This window comes from Streptomyces sp. NPDC090442, assembly GCF_044769405.1.
In the GTDB taxonomy this organism is placed as follows: Bacteria; Actinomycetota; Actinomycetes; order Streptomycetales; family Streptomycetaceae; genus Streptomyces.
On record NZ_JBIVXW010000019.1, the window covers coordinates 92,928 to 110,884 of the forward strand.

A 17,957-nucleotide genomic window follows, 5' to 3' on the forward strand; every position below is an offset into this window, starting at 1 on the left:
CGCTTCACTCCTGACCCATGAGACGACTGTTCCTCACGTTGTGCGCCGCTGCCGCCGGCCTGGTGCTGGGCGTGAGCCCGGCGACCGCCGCGCCGCCCGCCGAGTTCGGCACCCACTGGCACGACCCGGTCACCGCCGGCCCACCGGTGCCCGTCCCGAACACCCCGTCCTGCCAGGTGACGCTCGCCGACACCGAGTTCCGCGACTTCACGCCGTACCGGGGCACCTACACGCCACCGGACAGGTGCGGCCGGGGACACCGTTGGAACAAGGTCGTCCTCCGGCTCCAAGGCTCCGTGGCCGGGCGGCAGTTCGACCGGCTCGGGTATCTGCACATCGGCGGCGTGGAGGTCCTGCGCACCTCGACGCCCGAGCCCTCGCCGCAGGGCATCACCTGGAAGGTGGAGAAGGACGTCACGCGGTACGCCCCCACGCTGCGCGCCCGGCAGCCCGTCGAGATGCTGATCGGCAACACCGTGGACGGCACCTACACCGGCGTCATCAAGGTCAAGGTGACGCTGACCTTCTACCTGGCGCAGGGCCGGGCGAAGCCGGCCAGCACCCCCGACCAGGTCCTCACCCTGCGCGGCGCGCACACCGAAGACGGCGTGTACCAGGGGCAGTTGACCACCCCGCGCAACAGCGAGCGCATCGTCGCCGAGGTGTACGCCACCGGATCGGGCGGCGGCTGCGAGGAGTTCTGGTACCTGACGGTGCCGGACGCGGCACCGTACTCGTGCAAGGCCAAGGGCGGCCCGTACCGCGAGGTGCAGGTGTCCGTGGACGGCAAACTGGCCGGCATCGCGGCGCCGTATCCGACCGTCTGGACGGGCGGCTGGTCCAACCCCTTCCTGTGGTACGTGATCCCCGGCCCGCGGGCCTTCGACGTCCGCCCGGTGGAGTACGACCTCACGCCCTTCGCCGGCCAGTTGAACGACGGGCGCCCGCACCGGATCGCCGTTTCGGTCGTCGGCGTGCCCGCGGGGCAGAGCGGCTGGAGCACCCCCACCAACGTCCTGGTCTGGCAGGACGCCAAGGCCGCCCGCGTGACCGGCGCGCTGCTCACGAGCCGGGCGGGCGACCTGGTCAACAAGACGGCGTACCGGCCGGGCACCGAGCGCCGGCTGACGGCTGACGGCGGGCACTCCCTCACGGTCTCCGGATACCTCGACACCTCGCACGGCCGGGTCACCACGACCATCACCCGCGAACTGTCCGGGAGTTCGACGCACCGCTGGAACGCCGACGAATCGCTCGACGCGCTCCGGGCACGCTGGCACGACGACGAGACGGTGACCGTCCGCGGCCGGGGGCCCGCGACCACCACCCGCAAGCAGCGCACCCACACCATGGACGGCGCCACCACCATCGACGGCAACAACCGGCTGCGCACCACCATGACGATGGGTGACCGCGCGGACGGCACGAGCCTGCGCGGCGGACGGCGCACCGACTGGTCGCGGCTGGACGACACCTACACCGGCGACGCCGCCTACACCCAGAACGTGCCCCGCGAGCAGCGCCACGCCACCGGCGTCTCCCGCGAGCGCTACCGCCTCCACGGCCCGGGCGCCTGCTACGACCACACCCTGGCCACGGCGCAGGGCGAGTTGACGGGGGACCGGTATGGCTGCTGAGCCGGGCGGCGGTCAGCCGTCGTCCGCTCCGCTCGCGAGGCGGCGCGCCGCGCGCCGGCCCGCGTAGCGCTCCCTGCGGTTGTCGATCCTGGCGAACTCCTGTCGCTCCCGGCGGCAGGAGCGCACCCGGCAGCCCGCGCAGCAGGTGAAGCCGAACAGCAGCGCGCCCGGTACCCATCGGCAGCGGGTGTCGGTCTCCTCCCGGGTGGGGCTCGGCGGCAGATCGCAGGCGCCGTGCCGGTGATCGTGGACCGGTCGGGGGTGGTGCTCCGCGTAGCGCACCCACAGCGGCTTGGTCCTGTCCGTACGGGACATCTCGTTCCTTCCGGAACCGCCGCCCGTGCTCCCGGACGTTCCGGGCGGGCGGCTAGGTTCGGGAGGTCGTCACTGGCGCGATGGCGCGCTCCTTCCTTCAGGGTGGAAAACTATTCACCGTATCGGTGGGTGGCCGCGCCGTGCAACGACATTTCAACGGCCGTTGCCGGCGGGCTCGTTGGCGCTCCAGGCGCTGGCGCTCAGGGAGCGTCGGTGTGGGTCAGGGTCTCCCAGCCGATGAAGTAGTTGGCACCGAACGGGCTGTGCGCGGCCACGTACTTCTGGGTCTGGGGCATCGGAAGGCCCTCCCGCACGTGGTACTCGTTGTAGGCGAGTTGGACCGTGGGCCCGAGGCCGGTCTTGAGCGTGCCGTGGCACAGCCAGCCCGGCACGCGCGCGCCGTTGGCGTACCCGGCGTGGAACTCCAGGGCCCGGACCAGGCGGTCGCGGCCCTCGGCCCACAGGTCCAGGCCCTGGAGCCGGGCGGTCTCGGCGGTCTGGGCGGCCGCCTCCAGCCCCCAGCCGGTGTGCCCGAAGTCGCGGCAGGTCTCCTGCGCGAGCCCGCTGCGGAAGGTGGACTGGCCCTGCCAGTACTTCACCAGTGCGGACTTCCCGCTGATGCCCGCGCGCGGCGGCGGCACCGGCAGCGCGCCGTCCGACGTCAAGTAGACGTAGGCGGGCAGGCGTTGGCGCCACATGGCCGCGGCCCGGTCGAAGGTGCTGTGGTCGTCGAGGAAGACCGCGATGCCCAGCAGCGCGTCGGTCTCGATGAGTTCCCAGTTGCCGTTCTTGCGCGGACTGCCCGGCAGCAGCTCGGGCAGGTACGCGGTGCGCAGCATCGTGGTGAAGCGTTCGACGGCGGCGGCCGGCCAGCCCGCCCCGGTGTGCCGGATCAGCTCGCCGGCCCGGGCCCAGTTGTTGCCCGACCAGCCGGTCTGGAGCGGGGCGTTGGAGTTGGTGTGCTCCTTGATGGTGGCCGACCAGGCATCCATGATCTCGATCGCCTTGTCGGCGTACCGCTGGTCGTGGCTGAGGGCCCACTGGAGCGCGTCGGTGTACGCGGCCATCGAGTCGTCGCGCTCGTCGGAACACCCGTTGTCGGGGTGTGAGCCGGAGCCGCACTCGACGGTGGCGCGGGGCTTGGGCCGCCAGTCGAGGGTGGCGTAGCGGCTGGTCCGTAGCTGCGCGTAGGCGGACTTCCACGGCTCGGCGCCGGCCGCCAGTCGCGAGCGGACGAAGGTCAACTGCCGGTCGCCGACCAGGACTCCGGGGTGCTGGAACGGCCTTGCCGCGGTGGCAGCCGTGGACGTGGTCGCGGTCGTGGTCGCGGTCGTGGACGTGGTGGTGCGGGCCGGGATGGCGCCGGCGGGCGCGGTGGTGAGCGGGAGGGACAGGGCGATCAGTGCGGCGCCGGCCAGGGAGGCCGTCACCGCCGTCGTGGTCCTTCGACCCATCGGGGACCGTCCTCTCGGAAGCGGATGCGGGCGAGCGGCGCCCAGAGCTGTTAGGAAACCTTCCTAACGCTCGCGACGAGGCGCATTGAAGCACCAACGTGGGGGCATGCCAAGGGGGTTGGGTGCATTCGTACCCAACCCCCTTTCCGGTGCGCCAGGTCGCCCGCCGCTGGTCGAAGGCCCCCTGCGCGAGGGGGTGTTGCTCAGGCGCCGACGTACGCGGCCAGATGCTCGCCCGTGAGGGTCTTGCGGGCGGTGACGAGGTCGGCCGGGGTGCCCTCGAAGACGATCCGGCCGCCGTCGTGACCGGCACCGGGGCCGAGGTCGATGATCCAGTCGGCGTGCGCCATCACCGCCTGGTGGTGTTCGACGACGATGACCGACTTGCCGGCGTCGACCAGGCGGTCGAGCAGGCCGAGCAGATGCTCTACATCGGCGAGGTGCAGGCCGGTCGTCGGCTCGTCCAGGACGTAGACGCCGCCCTTCTCGGCCATGTGCGTGGCCAGCTTCAGGCGTTGGCGTTCGCCGCCGGAGAGCGTGGTCAGCGGCTGGCCGAGGGTGAGGTAGCCGAGGCCGACGTCGGCCATCCGCTGGAGGATCCTGTGGGCGGCCGGGATGCGCGCCTCGCCCGCGCCGAAGAACTCCTCCGCCTCGGTCACCGACATCGCCAACACCTCGGCGATGTCCCGGCCGCCGAGGGTGTACTCCAGCACCGACGCGTCGAACCGCTTGCCCTCGCAGTCCTCGCAGGTGGTGGCGACGCCGGCCATCATCGCCAGGTCGGTGTAGAGGACGCCGGCGCCGTTGCAAGTGGGGCAGGCGCCCTCGGAGTTGGCGCTGAACAGCGCCGGCTTGACGCCGTTGGCCTTGGCGAACGCCTTGCGGATCGGCTCCAGCAGCCCGGTGTAGGTGGCCGGGTTGCTGCGCCGGGAGCCGCGGATCGGGCTCTGGTCGATCGACACGACATCGGCGCCGGCCGGCACCGAGCCGTGCACCAGCGAGCTCTTGCCGGAGCCCGCGACGCCGGTGACCACGCACAGCACGCCGAGCGGGATGTCGACGTCCACGTCCTGGAGGTTGTGCGTCGCCGCGCCGCGGATCGGCAGCCGGCCGGTCGGCTTGCGGACGGCGTCCCGCACGGCGGCCCGGTCGTCCAGATGGCGGCCGGTGAGGGTGCCGCTGGCGCGCAGCCCCTCCACCGTGCCCTCGAAGCAGACCGTGCCGCCCTCCGTGCCGGCACCGGGGCCGAGGTCCACGACGTGGTCGGCGATCGCGATGACCTCCGGCTTGTGCTCCACGACCAGGACGGTGTTGCCCTTGTCGCGCAGCCGCAACAGCAGGTCGTTCATGCGCTGGATGTCGTGCGGGTGCAGACCGGTGGTCGGCTCGTCGAAGACGTACGTCACGTCGGTCAGGGACGACCCCAGGTGGCGGATCATCTTCACGCGCTGCGCCTCGCCGCCGGACAGCGTGCCCGCGGGCCGGTCCAGCGAGAGGTAGCCGAGGCCGATCTCCACGAACGAGTCGAGGGTGTGCCGCAGCGAGCCCAGCAGCGGCGCCACCGAGGGCTCGTCCAACGAGCGCACCCAGTCGGCCAGATCGCTGATCTGCATCGCGCACGCGTCCGCGATGCTGACGCCCGCGATCTTCGAGGCGCGGGCCGCCGCGGTGAGCCGGGTGCCCTCGCACTCCGGACACACGGTGAAGGTGACCGCCCGGTCCACGAAGGCCCGGATGTGCGGCTGCATGCCCTCCTTGTCCTTGGCGAGCATCGACTTCTGGATCCGCGGGATCAGGCCCTCGTAGGTCATGTTGATGCCCGCGATCTTCATCCGGGTCGGCTCCCGGTACAGGAAGTCCTGGCGCTCCTTCTTGGTGTACGTGCGGATCGGCTTGTCGGGGTCGACCAGGCCGGACTCGGTGTAGAGGCGGTAGTTCCAGCCGCCGGACTTGTAGCCGGGGACGGTCAGCGCGCCCTCGTTGAGGGAGAGCGAGTCGTCGTAGAGCTGGGTGAGGTCGAGGTCGGAGACCGTGCCCCGGCCCTCGCAGCGCGGGCACATGCCGCCGGTGATGCTGAAGCTGCGCCGCTCCTTCACCTTCTGCCCGCCGCGCTCCACGGTGACCGCGCCGGCCCCGCTGATCGAGGCCACGTTGAAGGAGTACGCCTTGGGCGAGCCGAGGTGCGGCGTGCCGAGCCGGCTGAAGAGGATGCGCAGCATGGCGTTGGCGTCGGTGGCGGTGCCGACGGTGGACCGCGGGTCGGCGCCCATCCGTTGCTGGTCGACGGTGATCACGGTGGTCAGCCCGTCGAGGACGTCGACCTCGGGGCGCGCCAGGTTCGGCATGAAGCCCTGCACGAAGGCGCTGTAGGTCTCGTTGATCAGCCGCTGCGACTCGGCGGCGACCGTGTCGAAGACCAGCGAGCTCTTGCCCGAGCCGGAGACCCCGGTGAACACCGTCAGCCGGCGCTTGGGGATCTCGATGCTGACGTCCTTGAGGTTGTTCTCGCGCGCGCCGTGCACGCGGATCATGTCGTGGCTGTCGGCGGCGTGCGGCGCGGACGCCGGGGCGTCCGTCCTCAAGGACGTGCTCATGCGGTCTCCAGGTGTGGGCGGGCCGCCTCCGCGGCCTCCGTCGACGACGCCAGTAGTGGTCTGTTCTATTTCGGGCGCTATGTCGGATTCTGCTTGATTGGTGGGGTCTCGCGGCAACGGTAGCCGCGGTTCGGGCCCGCGGTGCCGGGTGGGGGGCGAGGTCGGCCCCGGCCCGGCACCGGTCGACGCCCGACGCGGGCCCCGCGCCGCGTCGTCCGCGCAGGTCGCGGCCGTGATCGCCGGACGGCTCAGCGGAGTTCGTCGACCTCGTTGATCCGGACCAGATTGCCCGCGGGGTCCCGGAAGGCGCAGTCGCGCACGCCGTACGGTTGCTCGATCGGCTCCTGGGCGACCTCGGCGCCGCTGGCCTGGACCCGGGTGAAGGTGCCGTCGAGGTCCGCGGTGGCCAGGATGATGCGGGCGTAGCTGCCCTTGGCCATCAGCGCCGCGATGGCGTGGCGCTCGTCGTCGGTGAGGCCGGGGTCGACGGCCGGCGGCTCCAGGACGACGGACGTGCCCGGCTGGCCGGTGGGGCCGACGGTGATCCAGCGCAGCGGGCCCTGCCCGACGTCCTTGCGGACCTCGAAGCCGAGGACGTCGCGGTAGAAGGCCAGGGAGGCGTCCGGATCGGTGTGCGGGAGGAAGGACGAGTGCAGCGTGATGTTCATGGTCGCCACGCTAGCCACGGCCCGGTCGGCGGGGCTTCTCGAAAACTGATCGGTGTACGGGGTCCCTCCTGGAAGCAGGAGATGGGTGGTTATGTGGCTTATGTCGGAGACATTCCATTTCGCGGCACGAGGACGACGACCCCCAACCCCCGGGAGCGGGACGCCGCGGCCAGCGCGCCCGCGGGGTCGTCCAGGCCGACCGTCGTGACGTCGAGCACCGAGAGGTCGAGGACGCCGCTGCGGATCATCGACCAGAGCGCGAGCACCGTCGCCTCGCGGTACGCCCACGACCCCCGCAGCGTCAGCCGTCGGTGCATGAAGTCGCCGTACGGGACGGGCAGTTCCTGCCGCACCCCGCCGACCAGGACCCAGGTTCCGTCGGGGCGCACCGCGTCGTACCCGGCCATCGTCGGATCCGGGCTCGACACCGCGCCCAACGTGTCGACGACCGCGTCGACCGGCCCGGCGGCGGCCGCGATCGCCCGCCCGTCGGCCCCGCGGTCGCCGGTGAGCGGCACGGTCACCACGCGCCGGTCGAGGGCCGCCAGCGCGTCCAGCGCGCCACGGTTGCGACCGACCGCGACCACCGCCGCGGCGCCGCGGGCGAGCGCCACCAGCACCGCCGCGGACCCGAGTTGACCGGTCGCCCCGACCACGGCGACGACCTGCCCGGCGCCCACTCCCGCCCGTTCCACGGCCTCGCCCGCGATCCCGAGCCACGGCAGGAACGCGAGCCGCTCCGGCGCCGGATACGCCTCCGCCCCGGGCAGCGCGACCAGGGTCCGCTCCGGCAGCATCGCCCGTTCGGCATACACGCCGTCGCGCCACACCGCGCGGATGCGGTCGATGGTCGCGGTGGCGCGCCCCTCGCCGCCGATCCCGGTCCACCCCAGCAGCGCCTCCTCCGGCTGCGCCGTCCGCCCGGACCGGAACAGCCCGTTGGCGACGACGACATCGCCGGTCCGCACCCCGAACACGTCGTCCGCCGTCGCCGTCACCCGCCCGATCCCGCCGGGTCCCAACACGATCGGGGTCGGGAACCCGCCGCGGCCGCCGGCCACCAGGGCCTCGGTGTACGCGGGGAGCTGCGCGGCGAGTACGTCGAGCGTGGCACCGCCGCCGCGCAGCACGGGATCGGGCAACTCCGCGAGCCGCAGCCCGCTGTCGGGTGTGGTCATCTGCCATGCCTTCATGGCCAGTAGTGCACCGGACCCGGCGCGCGCCATCCAGAGGCGCCCGATCCTGGGACCGGGAGCACCAGGAGTAGCGGGACGGGCCGACTCCTCACCAGGGCACGGGTGTTCCGTCCCAGGAGAAGAACCCGCCCGTGGGCCCGTCGTCCGCCAGCAGCGCCAGACGGACGGCGCCCCGGGCGGCCTCCGCCGGGTCCCCGTCGGACGCGGCGGCCCGTGGATTGAGGTCGGTGGCCCGAAGGCCGGGCGCGAGCGCGTTGACCTTGAAGCCCTCCGCCGCCAGCGTCTGCGCGTAGGAGACGGTCAGCGCGTTGAGGGCGGTCTTGGACGAGCGGTAGGCGGCGGCCCCGCCACTGCCGGGCGCGAACTGCGGGTTGGGGTGCGTGCTCCAGGTCAACGAGCCGGTCCCGCTGGAGACGTTGACGATCCGCGGGCGCGGGGAGCGGCGCAGCGCGGGCAGGAACGCGTTGGTGACCTCGACGACGGCGAACACGTTGGTCTCGTAGGTGCGCCGGAAGTCCTCGACGGTGGCACCGGTCGGCGGGGCCAGCGTGGGGGCGATGCCCGCGTTGTTGACCAGTACGTCCAGCCGTTCCACCCGCGCCGCGGCCCGGGCGACGCTGTCGGGGTCCGTCACGTCGAGGACCAACAGGCGGGCGCCGCCGCCGATTTCCTCGACGGCCCGTTGCCCGCGTGCGGCGTCCCGGGACCCGACGTACACGGTGAGGCCCTCCGCGGCGAGTTGGCCGGCAATGTGGTGGCCGATGCCCTTGTTGGCTCCGGTGATCAGTGCGGTGCGTGCGTCCATGCCCGCTACGCTCCTCTGGCGCGGACCGCCCTGCCAGGGACAACCTGTACCAGGCAGGAGGAGCGACCGCGGACGGTGATCGGCAGGCAGGAGGCGCGGTATGGCGCGAGAGGAACTGGCCCGCTTCCTACGGGGCCGCCGGGCGGACCTGCAGCCGCACGCGCTCGGCCTGCCGACCGACGCCCGTCGCCGGACACCGGGCCTGCGGCGCGAGGAGGTCGCGGAGCTGGCCCAGCTCTCCGTCGACTACTACACGCGGTTGGAACAGGCCCGCGGCCCCAGGCCGTCGCCCCGGATCCTGGACGGACTGGCCCGGGCGCTGCGGCTGACCCCGGCCGAGCGCAGTCATCTGTTCCGCCTGGCCGGCACGCCCGCCCCGCCGGGCACCAGCGCGCAGCGGCGGGTCCGCCCGCACGTGGCCGACATGCTCCGCCGCCTGCCGGAGACCGCCGCCCTGGTCACCGACGCGACCTACGGCGTCGTCGCCTGGAACCCGTTGGCCCAGGCACTGTTCGGAAACGACCTGGGGCGCGGCACCACGAACCTGGCCCGGCGCCGCTTCCTCGGTCGGGGGCACGGCGTCGAGAGCTCCGGTGCCGAGGAGTTCGGGCACATCGTCGTGGCGCGGTTGCGCCGGGCCGCGGACCGCTATCCACAGGACGCCCACCTCGCCACGCTGCTCGCCGAACTCCGGTCCGGCAGCGAGGAGTTCCGCCAGGTCTGGGAAACCCGACCGATCCACGCACCCGGGCACCGCACCAAGACCCTCGCCCATCCCGCCGCGGGCACCCTGCGGTTGAACTGTGACGTCCTGTTCGTACCGGAGGACGACCAGGAAGTCGTCCTCGTCACGGCCGACCCCGGATCACCGTCCGCACGGGCGCTGCGCGGGCTCGCCAGGCATCTGCCGGTGCGCTGACCGGACGCCGGCAGCGCGAGCGGCGTGCCAGGCACGGGCGGCCACGCGGCCGGGCAACGGGCCGTGCCGTCAGGGCCGGCGGCCGAGGTCGGGGCCGCGGTCGCCGCGGCCGCGCGCGCTGAAGCGGGACGGCGGCAGCCCGAAGGCGCGGGTGAACGCGGCGGTGAACGCGGCGGGCGAGGCGTAGCCGAGGCGGCCGGCGACCTCGCTGACGGTGCCGTCGCGCAGCCAGGGCACGGCCGCCAACAGGCGGGCGCGGGCCCGCCAGACGGCCGGACTGTCGCCGGTCTCCGAGCGGAAGTGCCGGGTGAAGGCCCGTTCGCTCAGGGCCGTCCGCGCGGCCCAGGCGGCGTTGGTGACGGCGACGTCCGGTGCGGCCAGGTACTCGCGGCAGAGCTGTGCCAGGTCGGGGGAGGGCGGAAGGGCGACGTGGAAGGGCAGGGGAGCGCGCGCCGCGATCTCGTGCAGCAGGAGCGCGGCGATGCACCCCTCCCGTCCGGAGGGGCCGTAGTCGACCTCGAACTCCACGGCGCTCAGCAGGAGTTCGCGGAGCAGCGGCGGCACGTCCACCACCGTGCAGGTGGCCGGCCACCACGGCACGGCGCCCGGCTCGACGTAGAGGCTCCGGGTGCTCACCCCCAGCATCCGGACCCGGTGTCGGGTCGCCGCCGGAATCAGCACGGCCCGCTCGGGCGGGACGGTCCAGGTGCCCTCGGCGGTGTCGACCACCATCACCCCGGTGGCGCCGTAGAGGAATTGGGCGCGGCGGTGTTGGTGCCAGTCCAGGAGGTGACCGGGTGGGTAGTCGGTGCCGATCGGCAGGACGACCCGGTCGACGTGGTCGATGTCGTCCAGGGAGACGTTCTTCACCGGGCAACCGTACTGGCCGCGTACGGAGGTGCGGGCCGGTTCGCGCGCTGGCCGAGATACGAAAGAACCGTGCCGATCTTCGCATGCGGGCACGGGGGTGGGACTGGTGAGGTGGGTTCCGTGGACGTTGTGGCATTGATAGGGATCGGGCTCCTCACCGGAGTCACGACGGTGTTGTTCGGGTTCGGCGGCGGGTTCGTCGCGGTCCCGGTCGTGGTGTGGGCGGACGCCGCACTCGGCGGGGACGCGATGCGGGTGGCGACGGCCACCTCGGCGCTGGTGATGGTGGTCAACGCGGGCTTCGCGACGGCCGTCACACCGCGGCGGGTGCTCGCCACCCTCCGCGGCAGTCGGGCGCTGCTCCTGCTGCTGGCGGTCGGCGCCGCGGTCGGCTCCCTCGCCACCCGCCTCGCCCCGGCCGAGCTGGTCCGTTGGGCGTTCGTCGGGTACGTCGCCCTTACCGTCGTCGACCTGCTCCTGCGCCCGGGGTTCCTGCGCCCGCCCGCCCGGGGCGAGGCGGCCGACGACGCGCCGCGACCGTTGCCGGCCGTCCTCGGCGCGCCGGTCGGAGCGGTCGCCGCGTTCCTGGGCGTCGGCGGCAGCGTCATGACCGTGCCCGCCCTGCGGCGGGCCGGGCACCCGATGCGGGTGGCGACCGCGTTGGCCAACCCCCTCACGCTCACCATCGCGCTCCCGGCCACCGTGGTCTCGCTCGCCGGCGCCACGGTTACCACCGCCGCCGCTGCGCACCGGCACCTGGTGGGCCTCGTCGACCCGCTCTCCGCCGCGGCGTTGCTGCTGGGGGCGCTACCGGTGATCGCGGTGCTGCGCCGCCGCCCGCCGCGGATCCCGGACCGCCTCTATGCCTGGGCGTACATCTGCCTGTTGGTCGTGGTGGCGGTGGCGATGCTGCTGTCGGGCTGACGTGGACCGGCCGGGCGGTGGGGTGCTGTCGTTGCCTGGCGGTCCGGCCGTCGAGCCGCCTCGGCGAATACCCGCCAATTCCCTGATTCCGCACGACTTCTCCGGTTTTTTGACGCACTGCTGACGTTCTTTTATCGGCAACCGGGCATGGAGGCGCCGGGAAGGCTGCCGAGAACCGGAAATGACGGGTTGCGGCCCGCGCGACGATGATGGTGCCCAGGGGGATGCGGAGGACGGTCCCGGTGCCGGATGTCGGCAGGCATGCCGCGCACCGGGGTCGTCTCCACAACTGCCGTGTCGCCACGGCGGGATGGGAAGCGCACGGTACGACGGGGGAAGGTCGACTTGGGAACGTTGATGTCGGCCGCCGCCGCCTTCCCCACCCTCTTCCTCACCTCGGCCCTCCTGGTGGCGGTGGTGTTCTGGCTGCTGGTCGCCGTGGGGTTGGCGGACTCCGGCAGCTTCGACGCGGACCTGGACGCCGTGGCCTGGGGCGTGGGCGGGGTTCCGGTCGCGGCCGCTTGCACGGTGCTTGCCGTGCTGGCCTGGGGCGTATGCCTGGCCGGGACGGTGCTGTTGGTGCCGCGGGTCCCGCCGGGGGCCGGTCAGATGCTGGTGCGCCTGGGCGTGTTGGTCGTCGCGGTGCTCGCTGCCTGGCCCGGAACCCGGCTGCTGCTACGGCCGTTCCGCGCGCCCGTGCCCGGTCGGTCCGGTGCCGAGCCCGCCGCCCGGACAGTCACCGGTTCGCGTCGCCGGTAGTCGCGTGCCTGGCGGGCCGCGGGCCGTCCGTCCCGGTCGACAGGGCCGGCCGAGCGTCACCCAGCACAGTCGCACTCTCACTCTCCGTGAACGTGATGTCCGAATAACGGGCGTTCACGTCGTGTCTGTACCGCACACCGCACACTCGGGAGGCTCAATGATCGTCAAGCAATGAACAGGCACGTCCATGACCCGGACCCTCGCCCAGTCACCCCAGGGCTCCCCACCGGCTGTGCAGGACGACGCTGCGCCCGTGCTGTCGCACGGCCTCAAGCAGCGCCATCTGTCGATGATCGCGCTCGGTGGCGTCATCGGAGCCGGACTCTTCGTCGGCTCCGGCGTAGGCATCGCGGCGGCCGGTCCGGCCATCGTCCTGCTCTTCGCGGGGACCGGCGCGCTGGTCATGCTGATCATGCGGATGCTCGGCGAGATGTCCGCGGCCCGGCCCTCCACCGGGTCGTTCTCCGTGCACGCCGACGAGGAGCTCGGCTCCTGGGCCGGGACCACCTCCGGCTGGATGTACTGGCTGATGCTGACCGCCGGCGTGGCGGCCGAGGCCACCGCGGCCGGTTCGATCATGCACAACTGGGTGCCGTTCATCCCGGCCTACGGCTGGGTGGCGATCTTCATGGTGTTCTTCTGCGCCAGCAATCTGACCGCGGTCAAGAACTTCGGCGAGTTCGAGTTCTGGTTCTCCGCGATCAAGGTCACCGTGATCGTCGCCTTCCTGGTGCTGGGCGTGCTCGCCATCCTCGGGGTGTTCGGCACCCCGCCCGGCACCCAACACCTCGTCGGCCACGGCGGCTTCTTCCCGACCGGCGCCGCCGGCCTCGCCGCCGGCCTGCTGACCACCATCTCCGGCTTCGCCGGCCTGGAGACCGTCACCATCGCGGCCGCGGAGTCCGACAACCCGAGCCGGAACGTGGCCCGCGCCGTCCGCACGGCCGTCTGGCGCATCGCCGTCTTCTACATCGGCTCCATGGCCGTGGTCGTCACCCTGGTGCCCTGGAACGACCCGAAGGTCGCCGCCGACGGCCCCTACGTCACCGTGCTCGACCGGCTCGGCATCCCGGCGGCCGGCACGATCATGCAGATCGTGGTGCTGATCGCGCTGCTCTCGGCGATGAACGCCAACATCTACGGCTCGTCGCGGATGGCGTACTCCCTGGTCAGCCGGGGGAAGGGGCCGCGGTTCCTGAACCGGGTCACCCGGGGCGTGCCGGCGGCAGCGGTAGTGGCGTCCTGCCTGTTCGGCTTCGTGGCCGTGATCGCCGGGATCATCTGGCCGAGCACCGTGTTCGCCTGGCTGCTGAACATCGCCGGCTGCTCGGTGCTGGTCGTCTGGACCATCGTCTGCCTCACCCAGCTCAAGATGCGCCGCCGCCTGGAGCGCGAGCAGCCCGAGCTGCTGATGGTGCGGATGTGGGCCTTCCCCTACCTGACCTGGGTGGCACTGGCCGCCATCCTCGGCATCTTCGCGGTGATGGCCGCCGGCTCGGACGGCCGACACCAACTGGTCGGCACGGCCGTCGTGGTGGCCGCGTTGATCACCGCGGACCGCCTCAAGCGGCGCCGCCGGCAGCGGGCCGTCGACGGCGCGCAGGTCTGAGCCGTTCGCGCGCCAGGCACCCGTGCCCGGCACGCGGGAGACGTGGCCGGGGCCCGGACGGAAATCCGTCCGGGCCCCGGCCACATCGCGTTTCCCGCCGGGCCGCTCGATCAGGGCGCCGTGGCGCGCGTCTCCACCGGATACGGCACATACGTCCGCCGGTCGGGATCGATGGCCAGGCGCCCGCCGGCCGGGGGCCGGGCCCGTTGCGCGCAGTCGCGGCGCTCGCAGATCCGGCACCCCAGGCCGATGGGGGTGGCGGCCCGGGGGTCGTCCAGGGCGACGCCCCCGGCGTAGACCAGCCGGTGGGCGTGGCGCAGCTCGCAGCCGAGCGCGATGGCGAACTCGGCGCGCGGGGCGTGGTGGCCGAAGCCGCCCCGGGTCAGGGTGCGGGCGATCCAGAAGTACCGCTTGCCGTCCGGCATCTCGGCGACCTGGGTCAGTATCCGGCCGGGCGCGGAGAACGCCTCGTACACCGTCCACAGCGGGCAGGTGCCGCCCAGGCGGGAGAAGTGGAAATCGGTCGCGGACTGGCGCTTGGAGATGTTGCCGGCCCGGTCGACCCGCAGGAACGAGAAGGGGACGCCGCGGCGACCGGTGCGCTGGAGGGTGCTCAGGCGGTGGCAGACGGTCTCGAAGCCGACGCCGAAGCGCGCGGACAGCAGCTCGATGTCGTAGCGCACCTCCTCGGCCGTGGCCAGGAAGGCGGCGTACGGCATGAGCAGGGCGCCGGCGAAGTAGTTGGCCAGGCCGATGCGGGCCAGCGCCACCGACTCCGGTGAGGTCAACTCGTGTGCGCTGCCGGAGAGTTGGTCGAGCAGCGGGCCGTGCTCCAGGAGCGCCAACTGGGTGGCGAGTTGGAAGGCGCGCTGGCCGTCGCTGAGCCAGGGGGACAGGAACAGCACCCCGGCGGCCGGGTCGAAGCGGCGGGCGTCGGCGGAGCGGCCCGGCGCTGCCTGGACCACGGTGACGCCGTGCTGCTCGGCGAGCCGGGCGGTGAGCGGGTCGGCGGCCCGGCCCGGCCGCAGCGCCATCGCCGCGGCGCTCCGCTCCGCCGCGGAGTCCAGCGGCTCGAAGTGGTTGTGGTGGGCGTAGAAGAAGTCCCGGACCTCGTCGTGCGGTTCGCCCGGGGGCAGCAGGGAGCCGCCGGAGCCCGGTGCGGCGAGGGCCGCGGCCTGTTCGGCGGTGTCGCGGTAGCGGCGGTGGAGGGCGACCAGGGCGCGGGCCACCTCCGGGTGGTCGCGGGCGGCCTCGGCGATCTCCTCGGCGGCGGGCGGCGTCACCCCGCACGCCTCGTCGGCGAGCGCGGTCCGCAGGTCGGCGGCGAGCCGGTCCTCCTCGGCGTCGGAGAAGAACTCCGCGTCCACGCCGAAGACCTCCGCGATGCGCAGCAGTACGGGGGCGGTCAGCGGGCGTTGGCTCTGCTCGATCTGGTTGGCGTAGCTGGTGGAGAGGCCCAGGGCGCGGGCCATGTCGACCTGGTTCATGCCGTGCTCGCGGCGCAGTCGGCGCAGCTTCGCATGGGCGTAGACCTTGCGGTCGGCCGGTCGTCCGGCCATGGCACACCTCCTCGTGGCGGCCCTTCGCCGGCCCGTGCACCGCGCGCGGCGGGCGCCGAGCTGTTGCGAACATAGCATCCGCAAGATTCGCAGAATCCGCAGATTCGCAGCTCGGGACGGTAGGGAATCCGCACCGTGGAGCGGTGGCCCGGCGGGCGTCCAGCGGGCAGTCTCCTCACATCAGCACCATCAGGACCGACCCGCCGCGAGGAGCCCCGTGATCGAGCACCACGTCCGTGTCCACCCCAGCGCCGACCGCCTGCCGCGCGAGGACCAACTCGCCTGGAAACTGGCGACGGTGGCGACCGGCACCGAGGAGTTGGACGCCGACAGCGCCGCCATGGCCGTCAACCGCGTCATCGACAACGCCGCGGTCGCCGTCGCCTCCCTGCTGCGCCGCCCCGTCGCCGTCGCCCGCGCCCAGGCCACCGCGCACCGCGGCAGCACCCCCGGCGCCTCGGTCTTCGGCACCGCCGCCAGGGTCTCCCCGGAGTGGGCCGCCTGGGCCAACGGCACCGCGGTGCGCGAGCTGGACTTCCACGACACCTACCTCGCCGCCGACTACTCCCACCCCGGCGACAACCTCCCGCCCCTGCTCGCCGTCGCCCAGCACACCGGCCGCACCGGCGCCGACCTGCTGCGCGCCACCGTCGCCGCCTACGAGATCCACGTCGCCCTGGTCAAGGGCATCTGCCTGCACGCCCATCGCATCGACCACGTCGCCCACCTCAGCGCGGCCACCGCCGGCGGCCTGGGCGCGCTGCTGCGACTGCCGACGGAGACGGTATACCAAGCGATTCAGCAGGCGGTGCACACCACCACCGCGACCCGCCAGTCCCGCAAGGGCGAGATCTCCAGTTGGAAGGCGTACGCGCCGGCCTTCGCCGGCAAGGCCGCCATCGAGGCCGTCGACCGGGCGATGCGCGGCGAGACCTCCCCGTCCCCGGTCTACGAGGGCGAAGACGGCTTCCTGGCCTGGATGTTGGACGGCCCCGAGTCCGACTACACCGTCGCGCTCCCCGTGGCGGGCGAGCCGCGCCGCGCGATCCTCGACACCTACACCAAGGAGCACTCCGCCGAGTACCAGGCCCAGGCGATCATCGACCTGGCCCGCCGACTGCGGGAGAAGGCCGGCCCGTTGGACCGCGTGCGCACGATCGTCCTGCACACCAGTCACCACACCCACCACGTCATCGGCTCCGGCGCCAACGACCCGCAGAAGTACGACCCCACGGCCAGCCGCGAGACCCTCGACCACTCCGTGCCGTACATCTTCGCCGTCGCCCTGGAGGACGGCACCTGGCACCACGTCCGCTCCTACGCCCCCGAGCGCGCCCGCCGCCCGGAGACCGTCGAGCTGTGGCGGAAGATCAGCACGGTCGAGGACCCGCAGTGGACCCGCCGCTACCACGACCCCGACCCGCAGCGCCGCGCCTTCGGCGGCCGCGCCGTGCTCACCCTGGACGACGGCTCGGTCATCGAGGACGAACTGGCCGTCGCCGACGCCCATCCGGCCGGCGCCCGCCCCTTCGACCGCCCCGCCTACGCCCGCAAGTTCCGCACCCTCGCCGACGGCATCGTCACCCCGGCCGCCCAGGACCGCTTCCTGACCGCCGCGGAGCACCTCGCCGCACTGCGCGCCCCCGACCTCGACGGCCTCTTCCCGGCCGTCGACCCGGAGACCGTGGCCGCCTACGACGCGAGCCTGCCGAAGGGCCTGTTCTGATGTTGCTGCACACCCGCACCACCCCCGCCGAACGCCGCCGCGCCTTCCGCGAACGACTGGCCACCGGCCGCCTGTTGCGCATGCCCGGCGCCGTGAACCCGCTCTCCGCCCGCCTCATCCAGGAGCACGGCTTCGAGGCCGCCTACCTCTCCGGCGCCGTCCTCGCCGCCGACCTGGGCCTGCCCGACATCGGTCTGACCACCGCCACCGAGATCGCCGCCCGCGCCCAGCAGACCACCCGGGTCACCGACCTGCCCGTCCTGATCGACGCCGACACCGGCTTCGGCGAACCGCTGAACGCCGCCCGCACCGTGCAGTTGATGGAGGACGCCGGCCTGGCCGGCCTCCACCTGGAGGACCAGGTCAACCCCAAGCGCTGCGGCCACCTCGACGGCAAGTCCGTCGTCCCCCGCGAGGAGATGACCCGCCGCATCCGGGCCGCCGTCGACGCCCGCCGCGACCCCGACTTCCTGCTGATGGCCCGCACCGACGCCCGCTCCGTCGAGGGACTGGACGCGGCCATCGACCGCGCCAAGGCATACGTCGACGCGGGCGCCGACGCGCTCTTCCCCGAAGCCCTCGCCGACGAGGCCGAGTTCGCGGCGTTCCGCGCGGCCGTCGACGTCCCCCTCCTCGCCAACATGACCGAGTTCGGCAAGTCCCGCCTCCTCGACGCGCGGACGCTGGCGGACCTCGGCTACAACATCGCGCTCTACCCCGTCACCCTGCTGCGCCTGGCCATGGGCGCCGTCGAGGACGGCCTGCGCACCCTGGCCGCCGAGGGCACCCAGGAGTCGCTGCTGCCCCGCATGCAGACCCGCTCCCGCCTCTACGAACTCCTCGGCTACCAGGACTACACGGCCTTCGACGCGGCCGTCTTCGACTTCACCCTCCCGCCCGGGACCTGACGCACCGGAGGAAC

At 73.0% G+C, this 17,957-nt stretch carries 15 protein-coding genes; 7 read left to right on the top strand and 8 right to left on the bottom strand.

Features of this window, described 5'->3' with window-relative positions:
- The first annotated feature begins 17 nt into the window (after positions 1–17).
- Positions 18–1,637: a peptide-N4-asparagine amidase gene (locus tag ACIQU6_RS16050; RefSeq protein ID WP_403482230.1), complete on the top strand. Its 1,620-nt coding sequence runs from the start codon at positions 18–20 to the stop codon at positions 1,635–1,637.
- Positions 1,638–1,649: 12 nt separating this feature from the next.
- On the opposite strand, the gene ACIQU6_RS16055 is transcribed toward ACIQU6_RS16050, so the two are convergent.
- The 6 genes from ACIQU6_RS16055 to ACIQU6_RS16080 all read right to left on the bottom strand — a co-directional run bounded on the left by ACIQU6_RS16055 (position 1,650) and on the right by ACIQU6_RS16080 (position 8,669).
- Entirely contained in the window at positions 1,650–1,952 is a 303-nt protein-coding gene (locus tag ACIQU6_RS16055) for a hypothetical protein (protein WP_403482231.1), read from the bottom strand.
- Between the two features lie 200 nt (positions 1,953–2,152).
- Positions 2,153–3,406: an alginate lyase family protein gene (locus tag ACIQU6_RS16060; RefSeq protein ID WP_403482232.1), complete on the bottom strand. Its 1,254-nt coding sequence runs from the start codon at positions 3,404–3,406 to the stop codon at positions 2,153–2,155.
- A 203-nt stretch (positions 3,407–3,609) separates the two neighbouring features.
- A complete protein-coding gene (locus ACIQU6_RS16065; protein ID WP_403482233.1) occupies positions 3,610–6,000 on the bottom strand; it encodes an ATP-binding cassette domain-containing protein in 2,391 nt (796 codons plus the stop codon).
- A 248-nt stretch (positions 6,001–6,248) separates the two neighbouring features.
- Positions 6,249–6,668 carry a VOC family protein gene (locus ACIQU6_RS16070; protein ID WP_403482234.1) on the bottom strand — a complete coding sequence of 140 codons (420 nt, stop codon included), beginning with the start codon at positions 6,666–6,668 and terminating at the stop codon, positions 6,249–6,251.
- A gap of 98 nt (positions 6,669–6,766) precedes the next feature.
- Entirely contained in the window at positions 6,767–7,846 is a 1,080-nt protein-coding gene (locus ACIQU6_RS16075; RefSeq protein WP_403482235.1) for a zinc-binding dehydrogenase, read from the bottom strand.
- A 106-nt stretch (positions 7,847–7,952) separates the two neighbouring features.
- A complete protein-coding gene (locus ACIQU6_RS16080; RefSeq protein ID WP_403482236.1) occupies positions 7,953–8,669 on the bottom strand; it encodes an SDR family oxidoreductase in 717 nt (238 codons plus the stop codon).
- Between the two features lie 100 nt (positions 8,670–8,769).
- Between ACIQU6_RS16080 and ACIQU6_RS16085 the strand changes: the two genes are divergently transcribed.
- Positions 8,770–9,588 carry a helix-turn-helix transcriptional regulator gene (locus ACIQU6_RS16085; RefSeq protein ID WP_403482237.1) on the top strand — a complete coding sequence of 273 codons (819 nt, stop codon included), beginning with the start codon at positions 8,770–8,772 and terminating at the stop codon, positions 9,586–9,588.
- Positions 9,589–9,657: 69 nt separating this feature from the next.
- Here ACIQU6_RS16085 and ACIQU6_RS16090 read toward each other — a convergent pair whose 3' ends face one another.
- On the bottom strand, positions 9,658–10,458 hold the full coding sequence (locus ACIQU6_RS16090; RefSeq protein ID WP_403482238.1) for an AraC family transcriptional regulator: 801 nt from the start codon (positions 10,456–10,458) through the stop codon (positions 9,658–9,660).
- Positions 10,459–10,578: 120 nt separating this feature from the next.
- On the opposite strand from ACIQU6_RS16090, the gene ACIQU6_RS16095 reads away from it, so the two are divergent.
- The 3 genes from ACIQU6_RS16095 (at position 10,579) to ACIQU6_RS16105 (ending at position 13,750) form a co-directional block, all read left to right on the top strand.
- Entirely contained in the window at positions 10,579–11,382 is an 804-nt protein-coding gene (locus tag ACIQU6_RS16095) for a sulfite exporter TauE/SafE family protein (RefSeq protein ID WP_403482239.1), read from the top strand.
- 357 nt (positions 11,383–11,739) lie between these two features.
- The gene (locus ACIQU6_RS16100) at positions 11,740–12,141 is read left to right on the top strand and encodes a hypothetical protein (protein ID WP_403482240.1); all 402 of its coding nucleotides are present in this window, start codon (positions 11,740–11,742) and stop codon (positions 12,139–12,141) included.
- 187 nt (positions 12,142–12,328) lie between these two features.
- On the top strand, positions 12,329–13,750 hold the full coding sequence (locus ACIQU6_RS16105; protein ID WP_403482241.1) for an amino acid permease: 1,422 nt from the start codon (positions 12,329–12,331) through the stop codon (positions 13,748–13,750).
- Positions 13,751–13,860: 110 nt separating this feature from the next.
- Here ACIQU6_RS16105 and ACIQU6_RS16110 read toward each other — a convergent pair whose 3' ends face one another.
- Complete coding sequence (locus tag ACIQU6_RS16110) at positions 13,861–15,309, bottom strand: short-chain fatty acyl-CoA regulator family protein (protein WP_403482242.1); 1,449 nt, start codon at positions 15,307–15,309, stop codon at positions 13,861–13,863.
- Positions 15,310–15,526: 217 nt separating this feature from the next.
- On the opposite strand from ACIQU6_RS16110, the gene ACIQU6_RS16115 reads away from it, so the two are divergent.
- Together ACIQU6_RS16115 and prpB are read left to right on the top strand one after the other, a co-directional pair.
- Positions 15,527–17,035 (top strand): MmgE/PrpD family protein, encoded by a 1,509-nt coding sequence (locus ACIQU6_RS16115; RefSeq protein ID WP_403482243.1) that lies wholly within the window; start codon positions 15,527–15,529, stop codon positions 17,033–17,035.
- Complete coding sequence (gene prpB / locus ACIQU6_RS16120) at positions 17,035–17,943, top strand: methylisocitrate lyase (protein WP_403482244.1); 909 nt, start codon at positions 17,035–17,037, stop codon at positions 17,941–17,943. The genes ACIQU6_RS16115 and prpB overlap by 1 nt, the downstream gene beginning before the upstream one ends.
- The last annotated feature ends 14 nt before the right edge of the window (positions 17,944–17,957 follow it).